Origin of the sequence: Bacillus sp. XT-2 (assembly GCF_025696525.1) — a bacterium.
Taxonomy (GTDB): Bacteria; Bacillota; Bacilli; order Bacillales; family Bacillaceae; genus Bacillus; species Bacillus halotolerans.
Genome location: NZ_JAHVOC010000003.1, coordinates 200,132 through 223,677 on the forward strand (window position 1 = coordinate 200,132; position 23,546 = coordinate 223,677).

At 40.9% G+C, this 23,546-nt stretch carries 24 protein-coding genes and 2 pseudogenes (1 of these 26 cut by a window edge); 3 read left to right on the top strand and 23 right to left on the bottom strand.

Annotated elements, in window-relative coordinates:
- The 12 genes and pseudogenes from KXD37_RS10750 to KXD37_RS10805 form a co-directional block, all read right to left on the bottom strand.
- Positions 1-3,787 carry the 5' end (the start) of a non-ribosomal peptide synthetase gene (locus tag KXD37_RS10750; protein WP_263463524.1) on the bottom strand. It extends 11,366 nt beyond the left edge of the window, so the window shows 3,787 of its 15,153 coding nt (coding positions 1-3,787); the start codon lies at positions 3,785-3,787; its stop codon lies beyond the left edge, outside the window.
- A 62-nt stretch (positions 3,788-3,849) separates the two neighbouring features.
- Positions 3,850-4,599 carry a polyketide synthase gene (locus KXD37_RS10755; RefSeq protein ID WP_103671436.1) on the bottom strand — a complete coding sequence of 250 codons (750 nt, stop codon included), beginning with the start codon at positions 4,597-4,599 and terminating at the stop codon, positions 3,850-3,852.
- A gap of 43 nt (positions 4,600-4,642) precedes the next feature.
- Positions 4,643-5,425, bottom strand: a complete 783-nt coding sequence (locus tag KXD37_RS10760) for an enoyl-CoA hydratase/isomerase (protein ID WP_106020780.1) — start codon at positions 5,423-5,425, stop codon at positions 4,643-4,645.
- Positions 5,413-6,675, bottom strand: coding sequence for a hydroxymethylglutaryl-CoA synthase family protein (locus tag KXD37_RS10765; protein ID WP_106020778.1), 1,263 nt, complete (start codon positions 6,673-6,675; stop codon positions 5,413-5,415). The genes KXD37_RS10760 and KXD37_RS10765 overlap by 13 nt, the downstream gene beginning before the upstream one ends.
- Positions 6,676-7,923 (bottom strand): beta-ketoacyl synthase N-terminal-like domain-containing protein, encoded by a 1,248-nt coding sequence (locus KXD37_RS10770; protein ID WP_151175040.1) that lies wholly within the window; start codon positions 7,921-7,923, stop codon positions 6,676-6,678.
- Complete coding sequence (locus tag KXD37_RS10775; RefSeq protein ID WP_024121473.1) at positions 7,901-8,149, bottom strand: acyl carrier protein; 249 nt, start codon at positions 8,147-8,149, stop codon at positions 7,901-7,903. The genes KXD37_RS10770 and KXD37_RS10775 overlap by 23 nt, the downstream gene beginning before the upstream one ends.
- A gap of 92 nt (positions 8,150-8,241) precedes the next feature.
- Positions 8,242-10,545, bottom strand: coding sequence for an ACP S-malonyltransferase (fabD, locus tag KXD37_RS10780; RefSeq protein WP_106020774.1), 2,304 nt, complete (start codon positions 10,543-10,545; stop codon positions 8,242-8,244).
- A 5-nt stretch (positions 10,546-10,550) separates the two neighbouring features.
- Entirely contained in the window at positions 10,551-11,516 is a 966-nt protein-coding gene (locus KXD37_RS10785) for an acyltransferase domain-containing protein (RefSeq protein WP_254518238.1), read from the bottom strand.
- A 450-nt stretch (positions 11,517-11,966) separates the two neighbouring features.
- Positions 11,967-12,833 carry an ACP S-malonyltransferase gene (gene fabD / locus KXD37_RS10790; RefSeq protein ID WP_263463525.1) on the bottom strand — a complete coding sequence of 289 codons (867 nt, stop codon included), beginning with the start codon at positions 12,831-12,833 and terminating at the stop codon, positions 11,967-11,969.
- Positions 12,834-12,906: 73 nt separating this feature from the next.
- Positions 12,907-13,029: pseudogene (locus KXD37_RS10795) on the bottom strand (hypothetical protein); the annotation flags it as partial.
- A gap of 177 nt (positions 13,030-13,206) precedes the next feature.
- The gene (locus KXD37_RS10800) at positions 13,207-13,881 is read right to left on the bottom strand and encodes an MBL fold metallo-hydrolase (protein WP_106020768.1); all 675 of its coding nucleotides are present in this window, start codon (positions 13,879-13,881) and stop codon (positions 13,207-13,209) included.
- A gap of 178 nt (positions 13,882-14,059) precedes the next feature.
- Positions 14,060-14,662 carry a TetR/AcrR family transcriptional regulator gene (locus KXD37_RS10805; protein ID WP_106020766.1) on the bottom strand — a complete coding sequence of 201 codons (603 nt, stop codon included), beginning with the start codon at positions 14,660-14,662 and terminating at the stop codon, positions 14,060-14,062.
- A 119-nt stretch (positions 14,663-14,781) separates the two neighbouring features.
- On the opposite strand from KXD37_RS10805, the gene KXD37_RS10810 reads away from it, so the two are divergent.
- Both KXD37_RS10810 and KXD37_RS10815 read left to right on the top strand, forming a co-directional pair.
- Positions 14,782-15,339 (top strand): hypothetical protein, encoded by a 558-nt coding sequence (locus tag KXD37_RS10810; RefSeq protein ID WP_095713862.1) that lies wholly within the window; start codon positions 14,782-14,784, stop codon positions 15,337-15,339.
- 260 nt (positions 15,340-15,599) lie between these two features.
- The gene (locus tag KXD37_RS10815) at positions 15,600-16,046 is read left to right on the top strand and encodes a YrvL family regulatory protein (protein ID WP_106020764.1); all 447 of its coding nucleotides are present in this window, start codon (positions 15,600-15,602) and stop codon (positions 16,044-16,046) included.
- 528 nt (positions 16,047-16,574) lie between these two features.
- Here KXD37_RS10815 and KXD37_RS10820 read toward each other — a convergent pair.
- From KXD37_RS10820 to KXD37_RS10840, 7 genes and pseudogenes are all read right to left on the bottom strand, one after another.
- On the bottom strand, positions 16,575-16,925 hold the full coding sequence (locus tag KXD37_RS10820) for a hypothetical protein (RefSeq protein WP_263463526.1): 351 nt from the start codon (positions 16,923-16,925) through the stop codon (positions 16,575-16,577).
- Positions 16,926-17,114: 189 nt separating this feature from the next.
- Entirely contained in the window at positions 17,115-17,303 is a 189-nt protein-coding gene (locus KXD37_RS10825; RefSeq protein WP_024121464.1) for a hypothetical protein, read from the bottom strand.
- 1,950 nt (positions 17,304-19,253) lie between these two features.
- Positions 19,254-19,796: a tyrosine-type recombinase/integrase gene (locus KXD37_RS10830; protein WP_106020759.1), complete on the bottom strand. Its 543-nt coding sequence runs from the start codon at positions 19,794-19,796 to the stop codon at positions 19,254-19,256.
- Positions 19,796-20,245 (bottom strand): ArpU family phage packaging/lysis transcriptional regulator, encoded by a 450-nt coding sequence (locus KXD37_RS10835; RefSeq protein ID WP_106020757.1) that lies wholly within the window; start codon positions 20,243-20,245, stop codon positions 19,796-19,798. The genes KXD37_RS10830 and KXD37_RS10835 overlap by 1 nt, the downstream gene beginning before the upstream one ends.
- A gap of 15 nt (positions 20,246-20,260) precedes the next feature.
- A pseudogene (locus KXD37_RS24120) lies at positions 20,261-20,390 on the bottom strand (hypothetical protein).
- Positions 20,391-20,529: 139 nt separating this feature from the next.
- Positions 20,530-20,739 carry a poly-gamma-glutamate hydrolase family protein gene (locus KXD37_RS24125; protein ID WP_106020755.1) on the bottom strand — a complete coding sequence of 70 codons (210 nt, stop codon included), beginning with the start codon at positions 20,737-20,739 and terminating at the stop codon, positions 20,530-20,532.
- 160 nt (positions 20,740-20,899) lie between these two features.
- A complete protein-coding gene (locus KXD37_RS10840) occupies positions 20,900-21,364 on the bottom strand; it encodes a hypothetical protein (RefSeq protein WP_106020753.1) in 465 nt (154 codons plus the stop codon).
- Positions 21,365-21,821: 457 nt separating this feature from the next.
- Between KXD37_RS10840 and KXD37_RS10845 the strand changes: the two genes are divergently transcribed.
- The gene (locus KXD37_RS10845; RefSeq protein ID WP_059292755.1) at positions 21,822-22,088 is read left to right on the top strand and encodes a hypothetical protein; all 267 of its coding nucleotides are present in this window, start codon (positions 21,822-21,824) and stop codon (positions 22,086-22,088) included.
- Between the two features lie 35 nt (positions 22,089-22,123).
- Here KXD37_RS10845 and KXD37_RS10850 read toward each other — a convergent pair whose 3' ends face one another.
- Genes KXD37_RS10850 through KXD37_RS10865 form a run of 4 tightly spaced genes read right to left on the bottom strand, consistent with a single transcriptional unit; the run spans position 22,124 to position 23,398 of the window.
- Complete coding sequence (locus KXD37_RS10850) at positions 22,124-22,387, bottom strand: hypothetical protein (protein ID WP_106020751.1); 264 nt, start codon at positions 22,385-22,387, stop codon at positions 22,124-22,126.
- The gene (locus tag KXD37_RS10855) at positions 22,293-22,973 is read right to left on the bottom strand and encodes a hypothetical protein (RefSeq protein ID WP_223203915.1); all 681 of its coding nucleotides are present in this window, start codon (positions 22,971-22,973) and stop codon (positions 22,293-22,295) included. The genes KXD37_RS10850 and KXD37_RS10855 overlap by 95 nt, the downstream gene beginning before the upstream one ends.
- A gap of 40 nt (positions 22,974-23,013) precedes the next feature.
- Complete coding sequence (locus KXD37_RS10860) at positions 23,014-23,211, bottom strand: XtrA/YqaO family protein (RefSeq protein ID WP_106020749.1); 198 nt, start codon at positions 23,209-23,211, stop codon at positions 23,014-23,016.
- Positions 23,212-23,251: 40 nt separating this feature from the next.
- Positions 23,252-23,398 carry a hypothetical protein gene (locus tag KXD37_RS10865; RefSeq protein ID WP_164848132.1) on the bottom strand — a complete coding sequence of 49 codons (147 nt, stop codon included), beginning with the start codon at positions 23,396-23,398 and terminating at the stop codon, positions 23,252-23,254.
- Between the last annotated feature and the right edge of the window lie 148 nt (positions 23,399-23,546).

The window sequence follows — 23,546 nt, forward strand, 5'->3', positions numbered from 1 at the left end:
TATTGGCCAATTCGGAAGTAGTCAGTGTAATGGAGACTTCACTGTCCTTCAGCATGTATTCCAATCGCTCAGCCGGATAAGACGGGTCTAACGGCACATATGCTCCTCCTGCCTTGAGAATCGCCAATAAACCCACAATCATTTCCAGCGATCGATCCACATAGATACCTGCCAAGCGATCCGGCCCCGCTCCATGCGCCTGCAAATATATGGCCAGCTGTGTGCTTTTTTCATCAAGCTCCCGATACGTCAATGTTTCACCTTTATAGCTGACAGCCGCCCGATTAGGCGTCTTTTTCGCCTGCTGCTCAAATAACTCATGAAAACACGCATGTGGATAATTCTTGTCAGTAGCGTTCCACGTTCTGAGAATCATTTGTTCCTCTTCGTCAGTTAATAAGGAATACTCTTTTAAAGTCTGAGAAGGACTCCCAACAGCCTGTTCTGTTAAATAAACAAAGTGATCGAACATAGCGGAAATAGTAACGGTATCAAACAGCCCAGTATTGTATTTGATGTTCAGCTCCATTTTTTCTTCTTCTTCCCATAGCTCAAACACCAATTCGTATTCACCCTCTTGATGAATACTCTCAACGAAATCAACAGAAAAGGAATCCTTAAATTTACTCAACAGACTTTGATAACTTCCAGTTTGAAGAAAATTCTGATAGAAAAAAGCTGTCTGAAAAACAGGTGAACCTGCTTGCTGGCGAGAAATATTCAAATCCCGCACCATTTTTGGAAAAGGATAAGCCGCATGATCCAGTCCATCGAGGATTGTGAATTGCAATCTCGAAACGAACTCAGAAAAAGTTTCTGCCGCTTTCAGTTCACCCCGGATAGGCAGCATATTGAGAAAATGCCCAATAGAGGAATCAAATCGCTCTTCAGGTCTCACCATCGCAGGCATGCCGACGATCAGTTCTTTCTGATCGCAATAACGGCCTAACAGCATCATATAGCAGCTCAGCAATACCGTTGAAACATTTGTAGAATGCTCTTTGGCAAACGATCTGACACGCTTCATTAAACTGCTGGGCAGCCGCCGAGCGTATGTGTCTTCCTTAAACTCTGAAACGGACGTACTGGTGCTTACAGCCGGCAGCTGAAGATTCGGCAATGTGCCCGATAGCTGTTTCCGCCAGTACGAACGATGTTTCTCGCCGTCTTCACCGGCAAGCATGTTCTGTTCCCAAGCGGCAAAATCGTGATAAACGGCCGGTGAAACAGACTCTTTCGGCTCCTGTCCTTCTAATAGAAGCTTATAGCTGTCAAAAAGGCTGCGAATAAACGTCAGGGAAGAAATCCCGTCAAAAATAATATGGTGAATAACCACAAGCATAAAGTGCTCTTCTTCTGATCTGGAAAAAACACGGACGCGCATTAACGGGCTGTTTTCCTTTACATACGGTGCTTTTACTTGTTTTCTAAGATAAGCAGTTGTGTCAGACTCTTTCATATCCGAAATGTCTTCTGTTTTGATATCAAGAGACAGCGCCGGCTCATTTTTGAGGCAAGGCACTCCGTCTTGTTCTTGAATCACATGCTTTAATATCGGATGCTGTTTCAGCACATAGTGAAAAGCTTGCTTTAAGGTTTCAAGGTGAAGCGCTGACGTAAATCGAAAACAGAGAGGTACGTGATAAGCGCTATTTTCAGGTGACATTTTTTGCAAAGTCCACAAACCTTTTTGAACTTCAGAAAGAGGTTGAAAGGCTGCTTGCTTTTTTTCCGCCTCTTCTGATTGGGGTGCGTCAATGCTATCTTTGTCACCAGACAGGCTGCTCCGCAAATCTTCTTTTTCAGACAGATAGTTTGCCAGTGATTCGATTGCAGGATACTTATATAACTCTCTGGCTGTAAGTCTGATGCGGTATTTTTTCTCGACCGCCCGAATAAGCTTCATCATCTTAATAGAGTCAATACCAAGGCTTTGGATATTGGTGTTGGACTCAATCCAATTGCGGGAAACATGAAGCTCATCAGTAAAACAACTGAGCAGATATTCCTGTATATCTTCTCTTATTCTTTTGGCATCATCTGCTTCTTGTGTCTCTCCCTCACCGTTTATACGGTTCGGTTTGTGAAGCAAGTGGTCGAACTCCCCATTTTCAAATGCCGTTTTCAGCTGTGTGCGCTGAATCTTTCCTATAGCTGTTTTCGGAATCTCTTCTTTATGCACCGGAAGCAAAAATTCGGGAGTCACACCGATTGTCTGCGTGACATGGTACTGTATGTTTCTAAGAAGCTGAACGATTTCATCATCATTCATCTGGGTGGAAGTAACAAAGAAGATAGCCAGCTGATCCGTTGTATTGTTATTCACACGGACAGCACAAGCGGCAGTATAAGAAGTTTCGATTTCCGCTAATTCTTCAACCGCGGATTCAATCGCATGGCTGTAGTAATTGACACCATTAATAATAATCGCATCTTTCGTACGGCCCGTAATGGTTAGACGCCCATTGCGCAAAAAACCGAGATCGCCAGTTTCAAACCAGCCATCCTCCGTAAACACACTCTCATTCAAATCCGGGCGCCGATAATATCCGCTGGTAACAGAGAGGCCAGAGACTTGAAAACGGCCGATCTCGCCTTCCTCAACCAATTCATTATGGTCATCCACAATCCTCATGGAGAATCCAGGAATCGGGGAGCCTATTTCCACAAAACCATCATCATCGCTTGTTGCGGCACGGGTAAACTCACGAGAGAAAATCACGCCGGATGAAGTTTCAGACATGCCCCATGCAGGGCGAATCGCGTCACCAGGCAATCCGTGAGGTTCTAAAAGCTCTAGCATTCTGCGCCCGACTTTAGCGACCATCGCTTCACCGCCATTGAGCATATAGCGCATGGATGACAGGTCCCAGTTTCGATTTTTCATTTCATCAGAAAAATCAGTGACAAGTCCGAAAGCAAAATTCGGCGCCCACGTAACAGAAGCACGGTAATGATCAATCCAATCAAGCCATTTTAGAGGTTCCATCAAAATCGTTTCACTTGCGACGTTGATTTCTTGGCAGCCAAGATAGACATCCCGCAAATGAAGCATCCCAATGCCTCCGACATGATCAAACGGCATCCAGTTAAACGTGATATCCTCTCTTGTAAAACCTTGCATTTGAATAATGCCTTTCACCATGCTTAAAATATTTTTGTGATTGAGCATGACTGCTTTGGGAGTGCCCGTACTCCCTGAAGTCAGCAGCAGAAGCGCCAAATCTTCAGGATGAGCTTGATGCCAGTCGGTTTCCATCTCATCACGGTAAAGATCCTCGACAGCAAAGGCGCGAAAACCTTCAAGTTCTTGCTCTTTTGCCCAATCAATCATTTCCTGAAGCAATTCCCGACTCGTAACCACCGGCGGCCTGTCAAGAAGTGTCCATGCGTCTTTCAGCTTTTGAGTCCCGCTGTTCGACTCTGTGTACGCCGGGGCAACAGCTAAAGGCGCCGGAACAATTCCAGTTGAAACACAGCCCCAGAAAGCAGGGATAAATTGTGAATTGTCACCAAGCTGCAAGATCACATTGTCCTTTGCTCTCAGGCCAGATTGACGGAGCCCCTTCACAATACGCAGCGCATCCTTCCATAAACGGCCGTAAGATTGATGAATCTCAGTTCCATCCGGCTGCAGATAAATGATCCCCTTTGTTTCTCCAAGCTCCACTGCAGTTTTGTATAAAACCTCGGGTATTGTAGCCGGTTGATCTTCGGATATATGTAATGGCTCCCCATAACTGACAGAGGGATTAGCTAATCCGCGGGTATTCACATCATTTCTCATAGAGCTGCCTCCATTTCACCTGCACATTTTTATGTATCACACGACGATCGTTTCTAATTCAATTAATTCCCATATAAACCTGTGATTCTCGTTTTGACTTCGTCTTGATGAAATGTTTTCTCATGCATAACGAGCTCCTGTTCTATCACGCTGGGAAGCTGCTCGCGAAGCGGCGCAACCAAGTGGTCTTTTAGTGTAATTAAGGAGTTTCTCGGTTTTTCCGCCAGCTCACGCGCCAGCTCCACAGCATACTCCAAAACTTCAGATCGAGGGAGGACTTTAAAGGGTATTCCTCTTTTTTCGAGATCGGCTCCCCGGTAATTGCCTGCATTCATTAATAACTCCTGCGCCAAGCTGAACCCGAGTTTTTGGGGAACGATAAAAGTAGCTCCCATACCTGGTGTAAACCCGTATTTCATAAAATTAGTGGTATACACACTCTCCCTGCTCAGAATAACAAAATCAGCAAAGAGCCCCATGACAAAGCCGCCCCCAATTCCGTGACCCTGCATGGCAGCAATGACGGGAATTCTGCAATCAAGTGCCAGAGAATAGAGATTGTCATCAGTAAACTTGGTGATTCCTTGCTGGATTCTCAGCAAACCTTCTTGTGTTCCGCCTGAAGCAAAATAATTGTCGTATCCCGTTAAAATCACTGCTTTATAGTTTTGTTGATTGCGAATGAATTCGAACGCTTGAATTAATCCGTCTGTGAGTTCTTGCGAAAACGCGTTTTTATGAACACGGTCATGCATCTTGACCTGAATAATAGCGGGCTCGATTTCAAAAAGCTCTACAACAGAATGCGTCATGATGTCCTCCTAACGGTTTCTGATTGTATGTATTTCACACAGTTTACGGGCTCTTCTCCCAAGGGAACTGCCCCGTTTCAACGTACCTTATGATTCCCATTTGATTTTGAGGGTCGGAAAACATGTCTTGATTTTCAGTTAAAGCCATGGATTTCGTACGGCGCGGGCGGTCATCCAATGAATTGATAAACTGTTTATACCGCGCAATTGCCTTTTTATTTAACCGCCGTAAGCGCAATAAATGCTTTCTCAGCAGGACCTCGCTTTGAGCGTCATAGGCATCTACCAAGCCCCATTCCATGGCTTCCTGAACAAAAATCGGTTTTGTCATTAATGTCATATAATGCGCTTTTTGATAGCCGATCCTGCGAATCAGAAATGGCAGCACACAAGCTGGATAAAGACCAAATAATAACTCGGACAGACTGAATGATGCAGTTTGATCCGCAATGACAATATCACTGGCAGCCACAAATCCAAGACCTCCGGCATTTACTTTTCCCCGCACATGTGAAATGGTGACAAAAGGACCAGTCTGCAATTTCAGCCACAAATCATAGAGAGGTTCTTGAGAACTCGCTTGTTTTCTGCCGCTTTTCATCTCCTGATATATTTCTTGAAAATCCGCTCCGAAACAAAATACCTCCGGGAGCCCCTCTAAAACAATGACCGTAACGGAAGCTGTCTCACATTGATTCATCACTTGTAAACATTCATCGATTAATTGGTCATTGATCGTATTATTAGCGTCAGGACGATGAAAGGTTAGATAGCAAATTGACTCTTGAAACCGGACCTTAATCGTTTGGTATGTCACGACATCCACCTGTACTTGCGATGAAACTCAGAAATTTCTTCTAAAAACAGCCTCGGCTTTTCTTGATGAAACTGCAATACCCCCGGAATCATCTCAAGATCCAGCTTGACATTACGAGTTCCGAACCGGACCATCCCGCTTCCCTTGAACAGCGTTTCATACTCATCCATTGAAAGATGATATCGATTGTCCAAGTGCTTCTCGATTTCAAATAAACGCTGGCGTTTTTGGCCTTGAGGCGTTGCTATTCCGCTGTAAAATTCAGAACAGCAGCCTGAACCATAGGAGAAACAGCCGATTCGTTTAGGCGAGTCAAGCTGCGCTTTGTCAATAGTGCTAGCCAACGCCAGAAGCAATGCGGCTCCCATAATGTTTCCGACCCTTTGGCAGTAGAGCAATCCAGGCTGTACCCGTTTCAAAAAATCAGTTTCTATCTCGGCCGTTTTCGCCTTTGCCATCTTACGCATCATCGTCCGGTGCGCCCCTTTCACCATCCCGCCAAAAGGCGTATGGTAGGCTAGATATTGAAACGTATCTTGATAATGAGCCCCGGGTACACGTTTTTGATATTCCAAGAACGTTTGTTCACAGCAATCCAAATATGACATTAAAGACAGGTCAGCATCTCCCGCCTCACTGTCGGGAATGGGACGGCACGTATCCATCACTTCGTAGCCGTAATAGCCGTTTGCCCCGGGATCAACTTGAAACACCTCGGGATTTTCGCCTATCAAAACAGCCACTGCTCCCGCTCCGGCACTCGGTTCGGCATAGGACCAATCCTCACTTAAAGCGTCTCCGCCTTCAGCGATTAAAAAACGGGAAATATCACTGGCGATGACCAGTGCTTTGGCACCCGGAGACGTCTGGGATAATATAAAATTCACTGCCATTTGAAATCCGGCAGTTCCTGAATAACAGGCTTGTTTTATTTCGAACAAACGGCAGTTGCGATTGAGCCCTAAATATTCATGGATATAGGTGCTTAATGATTTTCCAAAATCGATCCCAGATTCGGAACAGGTGATCAGCAATTCAATCCTGTCCTTCTCTGCGTCACTTAGTGAATCAATAATCGGTTTAGCCGCATTCACTCCAAAGGTCACAGGATCTTCGTAAGGCAGTGCTACCGCTTTTTCCTTCATTAATAAATTTTCAAATCTAGCAGTATCTAAATGTCTGTACTTGGCTAATTGCATGACATCAAGGTATGCCGTTCCGCCAAAGACATTCATCGCTTCTATTCCAGCAGAAACCATTTATGATTCGCCTCCGCATTTTTCAATGTTTTGTATACAAACAGCGGTATTCATTCCGCCAAAACCCATGCTTAAACTCAACGCGTTTTTTATGTCGTGTGAAATTGATTGATCCGTCACCCAATGCAAGGAAGGATCAATTGGATCATGTAAATTCCGGCTCGGATGCAGGCGTGATTCTTTCATTTGAAGCAGTACAGAAATAATCTCAACAATGCCTGCTGCACTGAGCCCATGCCCGGTTATTGATTTTGTTGCATTTATATAAGCATGAGAAAGACCGCAAGCATGCAGCGCCTTCAATTCAATTTCATCTCCAATGAAAGAACCCGTGCCATGAGGGTTTATGTAATCAATTTCTTCAGGTGTGAGACCGGCTCGCTCCAATGCCTTTTGTATGACATAGATCTCCCCTTCTAAAGAAGGATCAGGATTGCGGTTCCCATCTACTTTGATTGACCATCCTGACAATGCAGCATAGGGTTTTACGCCCCGGCGGACAGCCGTATCTTTTCGTTCTATCACCAATGCGCCGCAGCATTCTCCATAAATAAATCCATCTCTGTTCTGGTCAAAGGGACGGCACGCTTTTTCCGGCTCATCAGCATATTTATCCGTTCCCATAGCGCCTAAAGCCCTAAGCGCCTCACATTCCATATAGGAAATATCCATTAACGCCCCCAGTGCGATGCAAATATCTACCTCTCCTGACAGGACTTGCTGAATTGCTTGAATCACCGCTAACTGGCCGCTTGCGGAAGCACCTCCCGCCGTATAAGCTAAACCGGTGATTCCAAACTGTTCTGTACAAAGACCGCAAAGATCGCTATCCATAAAAGACAGTGCATATGCTGGCGACATGAAACCAGAGCGGTCCCTATAATTCTCATAATGCTGGAGGGTCTCTCTTTGCTGAAAGTTCGATCCTCCTGCTACCAGCCCGATACGTGCGGAACCAGCATCGTCTAACTTCGCCTCCTCCCAGGCTTCTGAGAGAGTAACCAAAGCAGCCCGGCTGGAAAATGACGCTTTTCTTAGCAGTTTCTTAGAAAGACGGTCCGGATAAGATAACGAAGGAATTTCAGCCCCAATAAACCGGCTGTCTTTTTGTCTGCCAGGGCGCTGCATCACTTCAAAGGCATGCCTCCCAGACAATAACGAAGAAACAAAAGCCTCTTTCCCTTGGCCGATCGCTGCCGTTACTCCGACACCGGTCACCAGAATCTCAGGCGGATTGTACTTTGTCATAAAGCACCTCAGCTAATTCGCCGATGTTGTTCACACCAGACAGCTCGACACGAGGGATTTTTAATGATAAATCCTCAAGCACCATGGTTATAATTTCAGCCCTGTCTACAGAATCAGCCCCTAAATCAGCTAATCGATCTTCAGGCTCAAAACGATGTCCGTCCAATTCCGGAAGAACCTCACAAATATTAGTAATCAATACTTCGAAGACTTTCTGTTTATTCATAACGTTTGTCTCTCCTTAAAATGAAATGTTAAACATGCAGGCTCGGCCCATTTTTTCGCAATATTCAATCTTTTATTATTGTACAATAGACTTTAAAGCGCCTTTTGAGAAAATAATGCAATTCTGTCGTTAAGTAACTTTGCGGTTTCTCTCATTAATATTTTCCCGATGTCATCCACATGACGGTTCCGCCAGCTCTCTAATTCCGAGCCTTTGACCCATTGATTAAAAGCCCCTAACGCAGGGCCGCAGTGAACTTGATAATCGACTTTAGACTCTTCGCTTCCGCTGATCGCCAATTGCGAGCTGTACCTAAAGTACCATCTGAAAATCAATGCCATCTTATGTTTCGGATTCCGTTCAGCCTTCTCAATCTCTGCCGATGGATAGTGTAATTTAATATCTTCATATATTTTTTCGATACTGCGTTTAAAATATTTCTCCTCAAGCTGAGTTAAGGTCTTTTGATCGATCTCACTCAATGATCCAAATCGCTGGTAAAGTTCATGCAGCTTGCTGGCTCGCGCCGGAAAAAACACACCTTTTTTCAGCACTTGCACTTTGCTGCCCGATTCGAACATATCACCCGCTGGCGCATACGCCGTATCTTGAACATTCATTTGCTGCAATAAATCTTTCACTCTGTCACTTGTGGCCGCTTCAACCGTACACTGATTGATTGAGCCGGTTAAGATAAAATCAGCACCGAGCATAAAGGCAGCCATCGCCGCCTCAGGAGTTCCTATCCCGCCTGCCGCACCGACGCGTATTTTTTTGTTATATCGATACTTTTTCATCATTTCGTCTCTTAATAATGTCATCGCCGGCATCAAGCTGTATGCGACACCGCCGTCCGTATGACCGCCTGAGTCTGCTTCCACACAAATATCCTCTGCCACAGGGATCTCCCGCAATAACTCAGCTTCACTAGTTGTGATTTTGTTTTCTCTTAAAAGCTTCTCTACCATATTCTCCGGCGCAGGACTCATAAAGGATTCGGCAACCTCCGGCCTTGAGATTTTCGCTATCATTCGATTTAAACATATCACTTCACCGTTTGGACGCCGTTTCAATCCTTTGGCGCGATATCTTACTAAAGCAGGAGTGACACTTAAAAATGCGGAGGCTTCCAAATGTTTCACATTATGTTTCAATAAAAGATCAATCATTTTTTCTTCTGATTCAATATGCTTCATATTGTGCACCAGGTTAATGCCATAGGCTTGTCCCTGCCCCAATTCGCCTTGAATAGACAGAATCGCATCCTCAACGTCATTCAGATCCAAACCGCCCGTGCCAAAGAACCCCATCATCCCCGCTTTTGACATCTTTACAACCATTTCTTTCGAAGCAATACCGCGGTACATTCCTCCTGCAAGATAAGCATATGTAAGTTGATAGTCTTTTTTAAACTCGGCACTTCCTAATGAATGAGCTGTAATCTCAGCAGAAATTCGAGCTGAATGGGCGTCAGTTTCTGCTTGTTCATTTTGCTGGCCGGGAAAGACATTTTTCTCTGTTGAATCAGCATGATGTGTTAACGGCTCCGCTTCATTTTTTATGCGGGTAATTAAGCCGGTTAACACCTTTCCAGGACCGACTTCTTCAAACTCCATTGCTCCTCTTCCCATAAGAAAACGAATGCTGTCTGTCCATCTAACCGTGCTGTTCATTTGTTGAGACAGGGTCTCTTTCAGCCTTTCCTGTTGATAAGGCTCTGCATATACATTCGAGATAACCGGAAAAGACAAAGGCGCAAAATGGAATGTTTCTATAAATTGCTTAAATTCTTGTTTTGCTTCATCCATATACCTGGAATGAAAAGCTCCGCTTACGTTTAACGGGTGGAACAGCTTTACATCCTGGATGGTTTCAAAAACAGCTCCCGCTTTTTCAATATCTTTTTTTTGCCCGGAAATCACAATTTGCCGAGGTGTATTCTCATTTGCCACATCAATCGTATGTAAATGATGTTCTTCTAATACGGCTGCAACTTGTTCCTTATCTAAACCGATCACCGCAGCCATACCGCCTCCAGTAACCCGTCCCATCAGCTCGCCTCTTTTTTTCACCAGCTTTAAGCCTGTCCCAAAGTCAAATGCGCCTGCTGCAAACAGCGCGTTGTATTCTCCTAAGCTATGCCCCGCCGCAAAATCAGGTTTTTCGCCGATCTCCTCCTGCTTTTTCAAATAACTGAGTGCATTGACCACGTATAAAGCAGGCTGAGTATATTGAGTATGATTGACATCGAAATAGCCTTTTTCAGTACAGAGTTTTTTGATTGAATATCCAAGTATTTGATCTGCTTGGTCCGTCAAATGCTGATATTGCTCAAAAAGTCCTTGTCCCATTCCTTTTTGCTGGGAGCCTTGTCCTGGAAAAACATATGTAATCATCTTGTTTACTTCCTTTCTAGTTTCTGTAAACGCTCAACCATCTCCAGATTTTTCAGCTCCTGATGAAATGGTGTGATGATTGAATAACAGCGATTCGCTGAATCTCCCGAGATTAATTGTTTAACAAACGCAGCTAAGGTTCCTGAAGGCCCCAAATCAATGAAATGGCACGTATGCTGACTTTCCAAAAATTGAATAGCTTCTCGAAATCTCATTGGTCTTCTTACAGTATCCCAAAAGAAATCGTTATGAATCTCGCGAATGCTCCTTCCCGTTAAACAGGATACCAACGGGATTGAAGGGTGTTTAAAAGATTTTGATCTTAAAAATTCTTTATATACATCTTCTGCAGGATCAATAAGGGAAGAATGAAATCCGTAGGATACAGGCAGCGGCTGGCAGAGAATCCCGTTCTCTCTCAGGACATCAGTGATCTGCTGTATGTTTTCACTTTCTCCCGAAATGACAAAGTGCGAATCATAATGAATGGAGGTTAATTCACTATTTTCAAATAGCTGCGGATGATCAAGTAATAGTTGCGGTTTGTCGAGTATAGCCAGCATTTTTCCTTTATCGCAGTATTTTTCGATGACGGTAGCCTGTTCAAGTATGCATTCCAGTATCTCTTTTGCGTCTAAAACACCGGAAGCAGCAGCTGACGCGAATTCTCCCAGACTTGCCCCCAGCACGTAATCAGGCTGGATTCCCTTTTCTGCGAAAACCCGATATAAAGAATACTCAACCATAAAAATAGCGGGGTGCGTATAAAGGACACGGTCAAACGGATCCGATACACGCTTAGCGGGATGATACATTTCATTGACTATAGATATGCCGATTCGCCGAGAGACAATGGCATCCATTTCAAGCATACATTGGCGAAAAACGGTGTTTCCGCTGAATAATTCTTTTCCCATATGATAGTACTGAGAGCCTTGTCCGGAAAACATAAAAACGAGTGGTTCATTCATTTTTATAACCTTCTTTTTTATGTATTTAAAGGTGAGTTACGAAAATATGATGGTGCTGGCTGGCTGTGAGAAAAGCCTCGTTTTATGGTTTATAACATGAATGGAAAAATGCTTTGGTTTTGTTGTTCTGGATGTGGAAGCTCGTTAATGAAGTGATCTTGGAAGTATCTGAATTTGATGTGAATCATTTTGGCATCGCCAAAAACATCGACTCTATTATGACTTAGATGTTTTTGAAATAAAGGGCGGTTCTCTTGAAAGGAGAGCGATGGTTTATCGTAATATAAAAACTGACTGCGGTAGTGCAAATGTCCGCTAGAGAGCGAACTTTTTTTATGAGCCTCTTTATGTAACAGTATATAAATTCTTTCAGTTTTAACAGTGTCTATCGAATCATGCATCACGTATACTTTTGACCCGAATTTGAGGCCTTTTGGTATAGAAATCGGTTTAGCGTGTCATAGGTTCCGTATCTGTTTCAATGCGGCGGATCAATCCTGTTAACACATTTCCCGGTCCTATTTCCTCAAACTCCATTTGACCTTTTTCCATTAAAAAGCGTATACTTTCAGTCCATTTTACCGAATGGGTGATTTGATCCGCCAGTGTCGGCTTAATTACTTCAGAAGAGTACGGTCTGGCATATACATTAGAAATAACCGGAATAGATAAAGGAGCAAAATGAAAAGTGTCAAGAAATTGTTCAAACTCCTGCTTTGCATGATTCATGTATCTGGAATGAAACGCACCGCTGACGTTTAAGGGGAGAAACATCGTAACGTCTGTCTTGGCTTCAAAGATGGGTGCGGCTTTGTCAATATCTTCTTTTTGACCTGAAATCACAATTTGATAAGGAGCATTTACATTCGCAATGTCAATCGCATGTAAATGATGATCTATCAAAACCTCTGAAACCTGTTCTTCATTTAGTCCCATAACGGCCGCCATACCGCCGTTGCTTACCATGCTCATAAGCTCGCCTCTTTTTCTGACAAGCTTTAACCCCGTCTCAAAATCAAAGGCTTCAGCCGCAAATAGCGCATTGTATTCTCCAAGGCTGTGCCCGGCAACAAAATCGGGTTTTATGTCTGTTTCCTGTATTTTTTTCAGGTAGCTTAATGCGTTCACTACATATAAGGCCGGCTGAGTAAATTGCGTTTTGTTTAAGTTTGAATAAGGATTTTCTATGCATAGGCGTTTGATAGAATACCCTAAGATCTCATCTGCTTGTGCCGTCAGTTCTTTAAACTCATCAAATAACTCACTGCCCATTCCCTGTTTCTGTGAACCCTGTCCCGGAAAAACATATGTGATCATTCTATTAAAGCCACCCTTCCCCGCATATATAATTACCTGCTGACTTACGTTATAGAAAATATAAGTATTGCCCCGGATAAATAGTAGCATGTTCATGTTGATGGTAACCTCTGTAAATATTATCCGTCAAGTTAATTTTTCCTACACTTTCCATCGTTTTTTCTCTGCATTTTTCCATAAAGGTATAAAGAATCAGGACATGCTGTAAAACATAAGAAAATAGACCTGCATATCATTTGTGCCAAAAGATGATGATACATAAGCTTCATTTCATTACTTAATAAAATCAACCCGTGCTTTGTCATCATTTTTCAAAAGGCAAATCTTTCGGATGCAGAAAGAAAATAGTCTAATAGAATGATTTCGGAAAAACTTATTTAAAATCAAAAATACCTCTTTGGTTTTTTCTATTGCGGAATTTCACAAAGTATTCTCTTTTATCAATCTGAAAATAAATATTATGTTTTAAAAGCTCACCTATTGTTTGCCCTGGTGTTTGACCAAATGAATGCCCCGGATAAACCCGCACTTCTGGGGAAACGATGGATTTTATCCTCTGAACACTGTCGAACATATCATCTGCGGAACTGCCATGATCTTCACATATCCCGCATCCTTCCGTAAAAATCGTATCTCCTGTGAATATACTTTCTGAAAACAAATAACACATCCCGCCGGCTGTATGCCCAGGTGTAAGCAGACATTGCGCTTTCGTCATTCCTATGCTGATGGTTTCAAGGTCTTGAAGAGCAATTAAGTTTTTGCATCTGAATTGGTAAAAGTCGATTTCTGTTTTCGACATATACACTTGAGGATGAAATAATGCCGTGAGCGGCTCAACAAGATTTACATGATCATAATGAGAGTGCGTTAAAAGAATTGCTGATAAATCAACCTCCAGTTCAGAAAGTTTATTAGTTAGTTTACTCAATTCCCATGATGGATCAACAACTATCGCAGATCGGCTTACAATATCTTCAATGATGTAACAATAGTTAGTCCACCCTTGATGAAATGTTTTGATCGTATGTACCGCATAAGTAACCATTTTCACCATTCCTATCAATATGAAGTTCTTTCATTCTCTCTTCCATTCCCACTTTACCAAACGGTATGCGGCTTTTCCATTCTTCAATTCATTCTTGCAGTTACGGCTTGATTCACATAAAAAAAGTTATTCTTTTTGGAGACTTGTCCATTAAGAATAACTTTTTGCAGTGACCTATTCACTCTTGGGCTGATTCATCAACGCATATAGATTGTAAATGCTGCATAATAACACGTTTGATCCGTTCTTTATTCACACGGCGAGGGTCAAACATCGCATGTAAAGCCAAGCCATCAATTAAGGCGTACAGCCTCTCTTCTTCTATTTCTTTATCAGCATGTTTTTGCAATAAATGAAGCTGGTCCAAGTAGTCGATCAGATTTCGAATTGCTTTGTAAATCTCATCATGTCCCGCATCAAACATATTGTCTTTATGTCTCGCATAAACAGTAAAAGCAAACCATACCTCCATCTCTCTAATCGTTTCAGCATTTGTCGGGACAATTTCAAGCAGTATGTGTAACACTTTTTCTTTAGGCGGCAAATCAAGGGCAGCAATTTTATTAATGCGGGCTGTCACCTTTTCTTTCACAAGTTTCATTGCAAAAACAAGCAATTCATCCTGAGTTGAAAAATAATGGCGAAGCGCACCTAACGACAGTCCTGCTTCTTTGGCAATGTTTCTGACTGAGGCCCCCTCCATCCCTCGTTCTAAAATCACCCGCCATGTCGCTTCTGCAATGTGTTTTCTTCTTTTTTCATGGTCAATTTGTTTTGGCATATCTTTATTTTACCAAGAAAAAAATCAGAGAGCAATTTCTATAATACAGTTGTTTTATAAAAACGCAGATGATAAAATCATATTAAATAATACAACTGTATTAGAAAGAGGGGAACAGATTGAACAGTGTCGCTTGGATGATTGTCTTCTGCGAAATAGGATTTTGGGTTGTAATAGTGTTAGGCCTTGTCGTACGCTATCTATTTAAACAAGATAAATTAGGGCTGTTTCTTTTTGCCTTAACCCCTGTCATTGACCTGATTTTGTTAATAATGACGTCTGCGGACTTATACCGCGGAGCCGTTGCGACTACTGCACACGCGATTGCTGCAGTGTACATCGGCGTATCGATTGCTTTCGGCAAGCAAATGATCCAATGGGCGGATGAAAAATTCCGTTATTATGTAACAAAGCAAGGCTCAAAACCGCTTGTGCGCTATGGAATGGATCATGCGAAACATTATGCGAAAAGCTTGATCAGACATGTGCTCGCTTATCTTATTGGTGCCGGGCTGCTGGCCGGGATGATTTATTTTATTAATGATGCTGCCCGTACCGAAGCGCTGAGCAGTGTTTTAAAGCTATGGACAGTCATTCTGGGCATTGATTGCCTGATCACCGCCAGTTATTTTATCTGGCCGAAAAAAGCGAAAGCTTCAAAAAATCTCAGAAGTTAAAATTAGTCTCGCTAAAAAATCCTTTTTCAATAGAAAAAGGATTTTTTCACTTTTGTAAATATATGTTACACTTTATGCAAGTCATCTAGATAAGGAGCTTATATGAAATAAGCCTCTGCTTTCTCAGTATACCTGTCGGATTTTCGCTTTTTTCATTAGGCACTTGCCTAGGAAACATATCCTGTTTTTATTATTATTTTAGTATATTCGGGATGAGTTCTGCTGTATTGTGAATCACTAACATGTAAGGAGTGTAATACGTGAGCCAGAAAGAACACGACACGCCATTTAAAGACTTAAAACCAAGCTCAAAAATAATAGTGATTGTATCCATTGCCCTCCTTATCACAATTGCAGCTGCTGTGATCTTCGGCGGTTATTTCTTCGGCATGAAAGGGCTATTTGCCATCCTCGGCATCACATACGATTCCAATCAAACCTTATTGTTTTTTATATTGGGATGCTTTGCTGCCGGACTGGTTATAGACCCTCTAACAAAAGTCGTTTCTTTGATAATGATCCATTCACTTTCTATCAGAAAAACAGCACTTTTCACATTTGTTTTTTATTTCATCGCTAATTTCATAACAATTTGTTTAGTAGATTACTTTATGGATTCTATTTATATCCCGGACGCATTACTCTTTGTCATATCAGCATTTATGGCGTTCATTGAACTAGCATTTGATGATCAGCCTAAAACATAAAAAGATAAAAAACCGCTTGTGATTGATTCAAGCGGTTTTATGCTTTAATGACATTTTCGTCGCCTCACTTTCCTATAAGTCAACGAGAAAGTGTAAAACAGTTAGAGGAATGAAACCTGGAATGCAAAACAAAAATCAAAATATGTCTAAAAACTTGTTATGGTTTCGTTTCTTCTTGTTGCTGTGTCTAGTGTGCATCACAGCCTCGGCTACGGGTGAGGCAGGATCGGGCAACCAGAGGCGGTTCAAGGCTTAAGGGCATAGCCCTCACTCTTTGTCCTTTCATTCGCGAGTGAAGATACATATGAAATCTTTTTAATGAATTGTTTAGTACTCTTTACTTCTCCTTCGAATATTTTGTATCCTATTCATAATCTCTCCTTTGCCAATATAAAAAGACGCCCAATCGGATGTCTTACTCTCTTTCTACTAGAACGCCTGTAATCACCGGTGTCTCTTCACCTTCTTGCATAGGGCCGTAAGCTGAAAGCTTATCACCCTTAGTTAATGTTAAGTAACTCATGTTCATCACTTGATACACTTTTCACCATCTTCTCCCTGAGAAATTATAAACGAATCCAAAGCACCACCTTCATCCGTTACATTCTCGACTGTGCCAGTTATCTTCACAACTTTATCAACTGGTGGATCGTTTACATTTAATCCTTCATATGACGCTTGAGTAGCAATTTCCTTTACTGTTTCGTTAACTTCTGCCTGTGCTGTGTCTGTAGACTCGTCTTCTTGAGTAACACCAGCATCAACTATAGACAACCCATCTGTGTTTGATTCCTTGTTTATTTCATTCTGTTTCGCAGTGTCAATTTTTTTCGTTTCATTGCTGGTTGAACAGCCAGCAAGCAGTCCAATAGATATCAAAGTAATTATTATTTATGTATTTCATGTAACTCCCTCCATTATGAGAAGAGTATACCTTACATGATTGTTTCAAACTACTTTTTAATAGACAAAAGTTAATCCCTCCCCCATACATTCCTTTCCTCTGTTCACATGTGCACCTGCATCGCGCAACTACCCAAATAAAAAAGCACCCCGAGGGATGCTTTTTTATTTTCTTTTCACATCAAATTGCGTGACAAGTCGCATATTAACATTTGCTATACGCTTACCATCTTCAAACTCATACCAATGTTCACATTCTTGCAATTCTTTTATAAGTGCTTTCTCAGATTCTGCAATTACTTTAGCTGTTCTTAAATTTTCATTATCAAACCAAAAAACAACTTCAAATTTCATAAACTTTCACCTCTTGATTTATTATCAGACAAGAGGACTAGAAATGAAACAGTTCGCAAAATTTGTCGAACGATTCCCTTTTAATCACATATTTATTCTTTCTAAACTGCCACCGTACCGCCAATTGTCTATCGTAAGATTTACCGGAAGCAGTTTACAGAGAATATAAAAATCGCCTTAACGAATATAAAAAAGAATTTAAGATAATAATTTTATCTGAGCGTAACACCTTCAACACTTTATTTGCGCTTAGTTAAAGCCTTGCGTTAGACGCATTCAATCTTTAATTAATATACGCAAGGCTTTACACATCAATACCATTCATTACATACTTTATTTTTTTCCTTTATTTTTTCTTTTTTTACTATCAAATAAACCAAATGCAACTGCCAACGCAATAATCATTGCAGCATACCAAGGCCAATCCATCATATCACCACTTTCATAAAAGTAATCTGCCAAATAAGGCTAATCAAATACGGCACTAATATTGATACGTTCTTAATGAGTTGTTGGTTTCATTAAATAATATTCCCTCTAAACTGCCACCGCGCTCAAGTCGTAAACCGCCAATAGTTCTCCTCGAGATTTACCGGAAGCAGTTTACAGAGAATATAAAAAGACATCCCATCTATCAGGAACGTCAACAACCTTCTATTTTTTATCTCTGGTAAATTGTTATTTATTAAGTCATTTAAAACAAACCCTTGAAAACTTCTTAAATTCTTTGTGTAATATTTAAAACTAAATATGAACACAACGGATCTAATTATTTGAACAATATAACAGAGCTTCGAAGTGAAGCCAGACATGAAAGCCATATTTAATATAACCAGGTAACATTGTAACAGCACTAGAAATGAATTGTGATATTAACATTGTTCCAAGTCCATGAACAGTTGATAATAAATATCTGTATCGATCAGTGATATAGACCCTCGCCTCATCGTTTACCTTCAATAGCTGTTTATGCCAAGTGTATTCCAAATGGAAGTAATCAGTTGATTTTATTGATAACTAAATTGTGGTCTTGTATAAAAAGATTTAATACTATCCAAAAAAGAAACATCCATCCAGGAATACCCCATCTAATAAGATATTTTGTTTCGAAACTCATTCAATCGCCCCCACCTTATTATCGGTGAAAGGAATGGACAAAGGAACATTTTGCAGGATTTGTCGAATTATTTACGAAGCTTACTTTCCTTAATCACGAAATTACATTCACAATTGAAAATTTAGTACATAGTTTTTTAGTAACAAGATTAAAAGAAGCGACCCACTTATTAGCAGTGCCGCTCCTCAATTTATTACCTATTACCATAATACATGGCTGTAAACAAAATGGTGTGCCGTTATCATGCCATGTTTCTGCGAAAATTATTTAACTGTCATTCCTCTACAGAAACACCGCCTATTCAGAATGAATCTTAATACATGCCCTTTTGTTCTAAACGTGAAGCTGTTGCACCTCTGCTCATAATATTCACCACCTGATATGTAGTTTAAAACACATCAAACCATGCCTTTTTGTTCTTTCTTTGATCCAGAACCTCTACTCATCCTGTTCACCTCCTTTAATAAATATCTGGTTCATCAAAATAATGAAAATCATCTTCTATTTGTGTATGTGATCCTGATCTATTTTCACACTTACAAAATTTATTCTCGCTGCTCACAAAACATACCTCCATCTTCCATTTTATACTAATCATATCAGCTTCATTTCTCACAATCACGCATTAATTAACACTAACTTTTATATATATCCACATTATCCACGAATTACCCATATGTTTTATACTGTGCAACTCGTCGAACTCCACCAACTCCTTGTCCTCTCTGTTTTTAACCAATATCCCTAAAATGAATTACACACCTGTTATTTTTGAGGAATTGACGAAAAATGCAAAGAAAAAGGCCCATCCTTGTTGTTTTGGATGAGCCGGGTTATATTTTGAATTTCTTCATAGCGTTGTTCATGGCGTCTTGATTGATTCCAATATACCGCAGGGTTGTCCGTTGATCCGAGTGATTAAATATCTCCTGCAGCATGGCAACGTCCTTCGTTTGTTTGTAAAAGTGATAGCCAAATATTTTCCTCAATGTATGAGTGCCGATGTCATCTAAACCAACATACTCAGCAGCCGCCCTGAGAATCTTGTATGCCATCGACCGGGATATTGGCTTGTTAATCCCTTCACGGCTTTTAAAGAGAAATTCATGATCCTCTTTCCCTTCGACATAGGCCCTAAATTCTCTTTGAAGAGCTGGCGTCATATCAATTCTCTTTTTCTTTTTCGTTTTCTTCTCTATGAGATTGAAGTATGGCCGTTTCGCGTCTCTCACTCTCAGCTGCAGAATATCTGATATGCGGAGCACTGAATTGATACCGGTCACGAATAGCATGTAATTCCTCATGTTTTGCTCTTTTAAAAACCTCTTGATGTAAAAGATGCATTCCGGATCACGTATAGGCTGAACAAAATTCATTAAGAAGCTGCCCCTTTCTTGTAGACTTCTTCTCTTAGAGCAAACGCCAGCCTATAGAGAGCTTTTGCCTTTACACGATAATAGCTGCGCTGGCTCATTCCCATTTCTGCATATACCTCATAATCATACATTTCTTCCGGCTTCATATAGAGCATAACGATGATCTGCCGTTCTCTTTGAGAAAGCCGGTTAACAGCCCTTTGAATCCTTTTTAAGAATTTATCACGCTGAATCTCCCAATCAAGACGCTTTAATGCTGCATCTTCCGTTGAGGAATGAAACTCATTCGTGATACTTGGTGGAACAATGCTGTAAGTAGGTGTAACCTTTGGCAAAAAATCATCTGGCACCTGTAAGAGATATAACCGGTATTGATCAAGCAGCTTCTCTGCTTTTAATTTAGTCGCTTCTTCGTCAATCTGAGGAATGTTTAATGTTAATTGATTCATAGTTTTACCTCCCGTTTATTTGCGTCTTAAAGCCCCGCCTTTGCCTCTTTTCAATGTTTGCCTATCTTGCACCCATCATTTGCCGCCAAAACCGTTCAGAACGCTCCTGTGCGTTTTTATTGGGCTTTTTCTTCCTCTTCTTCATGCCATCCCTCCGTTCAAATAAAAAACGGACACCAAACAAACAGCTTTAATGCTGTAAGTTCAGTGTCCGCAGGCTTTCCGTCTTGGACTTATTTAATTTTAATTACGTTTATATTCATACTTCTATTTTATCTATTATTCTAATAATTTTTATCCGCGAATTTAGAAATTAATTCTGTAAATTTATAAAACTGTTCATTTTGTGATACATAACGGTCAAAGAGATTAAATTTATTGAACATAGCCTTTCTTAAACCGGTACTAAGTTCAAGCTGAATACTCTTACCAGTTCTATTTCTATTTGCGATATTTTCCGGGTCAGTTCCTGCAGGTCGGCTGTCTTCCGCCAATAACTACGCAGAAAATCCGGCTTGGTTAAGTACATCCGTTAATTTCTGCGCTCTTACTCGATCAGTGCCGCCAACTTTAACATGCTAGACTGTTTACGATGTAAACACTTTTCTACAAAAATATGCCTACACCAGAAGAGGTGTGGGCATATTTTTGTATTTAATAAGTTGAAATTGTTCCAGATCCTTCAAAATACCAATATGAACCTGATTGTTTTTTCATGACTATATAATAATTTCCTGCTGGTATATCTACTAAATCCTCATCAAAATAGGTGGTTTCACCATCTGCAACATCTATTGTAAAACTGTCGATCACTGGGTCAGTGCCCAATACATCTTTTTTAATCTCAACTAATACTGTCGTTTTGTCTTCCGATTCATATCCAGTAGCATAAATTTCTCCTGAAACATTCAAGGTTCCTGCACAAAGGGCTCTGGTTATTCCCGTGAGTTTAGTGAAAAATTCAAAGTCAAAATCGTAAGAGTCATAACACGAAGCAGCCGGGGTTACAGAATTCGCAGTCGGTTTTTCAGAGTTCAATGATGATGCATTCGCCGTTGCAAACGGACTGATCGCCAAGCAAATAAGTACGCTAAACAAAGTAAGAATCTTTTTCACCATTTTATTCCCCCCATATTGTTGTTTCGCACAATAAAAATATTAACATATTAGTAAATTAATGTAAATTATATTTTTGGGCTTTATTTTATTTTCTACTAGATTATTTGTTTTCTATTCTCGATTACAAATATATAATTGATAATGAATACGATCTTATTCGTACAAAATCACCAAAAGTACGACTTTATTCGCACAACCAAAAAGTGGGATGGCGCTAGAGCCACAAGGGATATTACTTGAAGTATTCCGGCAAGATTTTCAGCTTATGAACTTGCCTGTAATCCATCACACAAATTCCTCCTCAACGCCCAAGCTGCAGCCGCATTTCGGGCAGCTGGCATCTGGGCGGATTTATATATTTAAACTAAGTTCACAAATTACTAACAAAAATTCCCTTGGATATTTTTTTATTTCATGTAATAATACAGTTGTACTAAAAACAAAAGGAGTGTTTAAAATGAAATTGAAAAAAGTTTTAACTGGTTCTGCATTGTCCCTTGCTTTACTCGTTTCCGCTGCTCCTGCCTTTGCTGCAAGCCCTACTAATACTCATTCTGAAGAAAGTACAACAAAGGAAGTATCTGCATTAGGAACCCTAGTTGTTCGTGGATTACCTTCTGATCCAGAGCCAGGTCCAACAATCACTATAAACGGAACAACATATTATTTAGACAATGTTACTTTTTATCCTGATGGATCTTATACCGCCTACTATTCAAGTTAACTATGAGGAGGCTATGAGCCTCCTCTTCCCCTAGCCTAGTTACTCCCAATCACTCCCGGTAGAACGGCAATCGTAAGGAATAAAACCACTGCAATCACCCCAATCAGCCAGCCATTTGTCTTGTCTCTTTTTGCAATAATTGCGTCCTTACCAACCATTTTCAGATCGTCAGCCTGAGCAACGATCATAGGCACTTCCTCGACATTAACCTTTAAGTGTTCGGCCGCCTCGTAAATGGTCATCGCTTCGTCCTTCGTAGCTTTGACTGCCCGCTGAAGCTCTACTTGTAAAGGAATCATTCAGCAGCACCATCCTTTTTCCAGTCAGCAATGATCTTTTTAGACTCCTCAGATATTGAATACAGAACAGTATTTGTACAAAACGTTCTTTTGTTTCAAAGAAAGCACGGTCAAATCCAAATTGTGAGAAATGAACCGGTATGTCCTGACCCTCAGAATGCTTACCGATTTTAAAGGCCTCTTCTTTTGTATAAAGCCCCGCACGCTGTAGAATCGCTGTATATCCGCTACTGTTGATTCCCCAAAACAAATGAACACTGCCGCCGAAAGTCATATCTCTATGTCTAGTGGTTAAAATCAGATACTCTTTCATTTCGCATTTCTCGTGAGCTTGCTTTAATTCTCCTTTTAGCCGCTGAATCTCTTCCTGAGCCTGCCGGAATTGATGGACCATTATTTCCTGCTGGCGCTTGTTTTCCTCGATGATTGCCTGCTGCTTTTTCATGAAGCCGATCATAATTTCTTTGACATATCTCTTTTCGATGATGTAGCAAGGCCCTGCGTTTATATCACATGGCTGCAGCTCCTCCTCAGAAGCTAATTGCCACAATGACAAGTCACTTATAATTTCCTGCAATTTATCCATGTCCGTTCCTCCCATATTGCAGAGGACCGGCCCCTCTGCGTCACATTTTATATCCGATCTCAAAATCAATTCTGGAAAGATTGCCTTTTGACGTTTGCACGAAGGTTTTCCAGTGCTCTGGCATTTCCGTTAACTTGAATGATTTATTGTTTCCGTCAATCACAATGACGTAATTTTTGTCATTTTCAATTTGATTAAGTACCTGTTCCAGATTTTCTATATGTTTTGGACAGTTCACTATAAACGCCCCCGTATGGTATAATAAAAGTGTTGAGTTTCTATTTTCCATACGGGTGACGTCTAATGACTGTCATCACATCCAATCGTTCATCGGGAAAACTTGCAGCTTTGTCTGTGGTTCTTCTGTTGAAATGATTGGATGTTTTTTTATATACTCCAAACGCTCCTCTTTCGTCATAATCCATGTAATGACTTCCCTATGCTGACGTAAGTTTTTATTTTCTACAGTCAAGATGACTTCAAATGTTTAAATTCATATTACTGAAAAAACACAATAAAAATAGCATTGAGTGATTCCGAAGAATATCTCAATGCTTGAAATGCATGGGAAAA

Coding starts and splice junctions, on each gene's coding strand:
- KXD37_RS10855 (WP_223203915.1), bottom strand. CDS start 22,973: ATGGATAAATTGCAGGAAATTATAAGTGACTTGTCATTGTGGCAATTA.
- KXD37_RS10865 (WP_164848132.1), bottom strand. CDS start 23,398: ATGGATTATGACGAAAGAGGAGCGTTTGGAGTATATAAAAAAACATCC.
- KXD37_RS10845 (WP_059292755.1), top strand. CDS start 21,822: ATGAAATTGAAAAAAGTTTTAACTGGTTCTGCATTGTCCCTTGCTTTA.
- KXD37_RS10825 (WP_024121464.1), bottom strand. CDS start 17,303: ATGAAATTTGAAGTTGTTTTTTGGTTTGATAATGAAAATTTAAGAACA.
- KXD37_RS10830 (WP_106020759.1), bottom strand. CDS start 19,796: ATGAATTTTGTTCAGCCTATACGTGATCCGGAATGCATCTTTTACATC.
- KXD37_RS10850 (WP_106020751.1), bottom strand. CDS start 22,387: ATGATTCCTTTACAAGTAGAGCTTCAGCGGGCAGTCAAAGCTACGAAG.
- fabD (WP_263463525.1), bottom strand. CDS start 12,833: ATGATCACATATGTTTTTCCGGGACAGGGTTCACAGAAACAGGGAATG.
- KXD37_RS10775 (WP_024121473.1), bottom strand. CDS start 8,149: ATGAATAAACAGAAAGTCTTCGAAGTATTGATTACTAATATTTGTGAG.
- KXD37_RS10835 (WP_106020757.1), bottom strand. CDS start 20,245: ATGAATCAATTAACATTAAACATTCCTCAGATTGACGAAGAAGCGACT.
- KXD37_RS10770 (WP_151175040.1), bottom strand. CDS start 7,923: ATGACAAAGTACAATCCGCCTGAGATTCTGGTGACCGGTGTCGGAGTA.
- KXD37_RS10755 (WP_103671436.1), bottom strand. CDS start 4,599: ATGACGCATTCTGTTGTAGAGCTTTTTGAAATCGAGCCCGCTATTATT.
- KXD37_RS10785 (WP_254518238.1), bottom strand. CDS start 11,516: ATGAATGAACCACTCGTTTTTATGTTTTCCGGACAAGGCTCTCAGTAC.
- KXD37_RS10765 (WP_106020778.1), bottom strand. CDS start 6,675: ATGGTTTCTGCTGGAATAGAAGCGATGAATGTCTTTGGCGGAACGGCA.
- KXD37_RS10840 (WP_106020753.1), bottom strand. CDS start 21,364: ATGGTGAAAAAGATTCTTACTTTGTTTAGCGTACTTATTTGCTTGGCG.
- fabD (WP_106020774.1), bottom strand. CDS start 10,545: ATGATTACATATGTTTTTCCAGGACAAGGCTCCCAGCAAAAAGGAATG.
- KXD37_RS10805 (WP_106020766.1), bottom strand. CDS start 14,662: ATGCCAAAACAAATTGACCATGAAAAAAGAAGAAAACACATTGCAGAA.
- KXD37_RS10800 (WP_106020768.1), bottom strand. CDS start 13,881: ATGGTTACTTATGCGGTACATACGATCAAAACATTTCATCAAGGGTGG.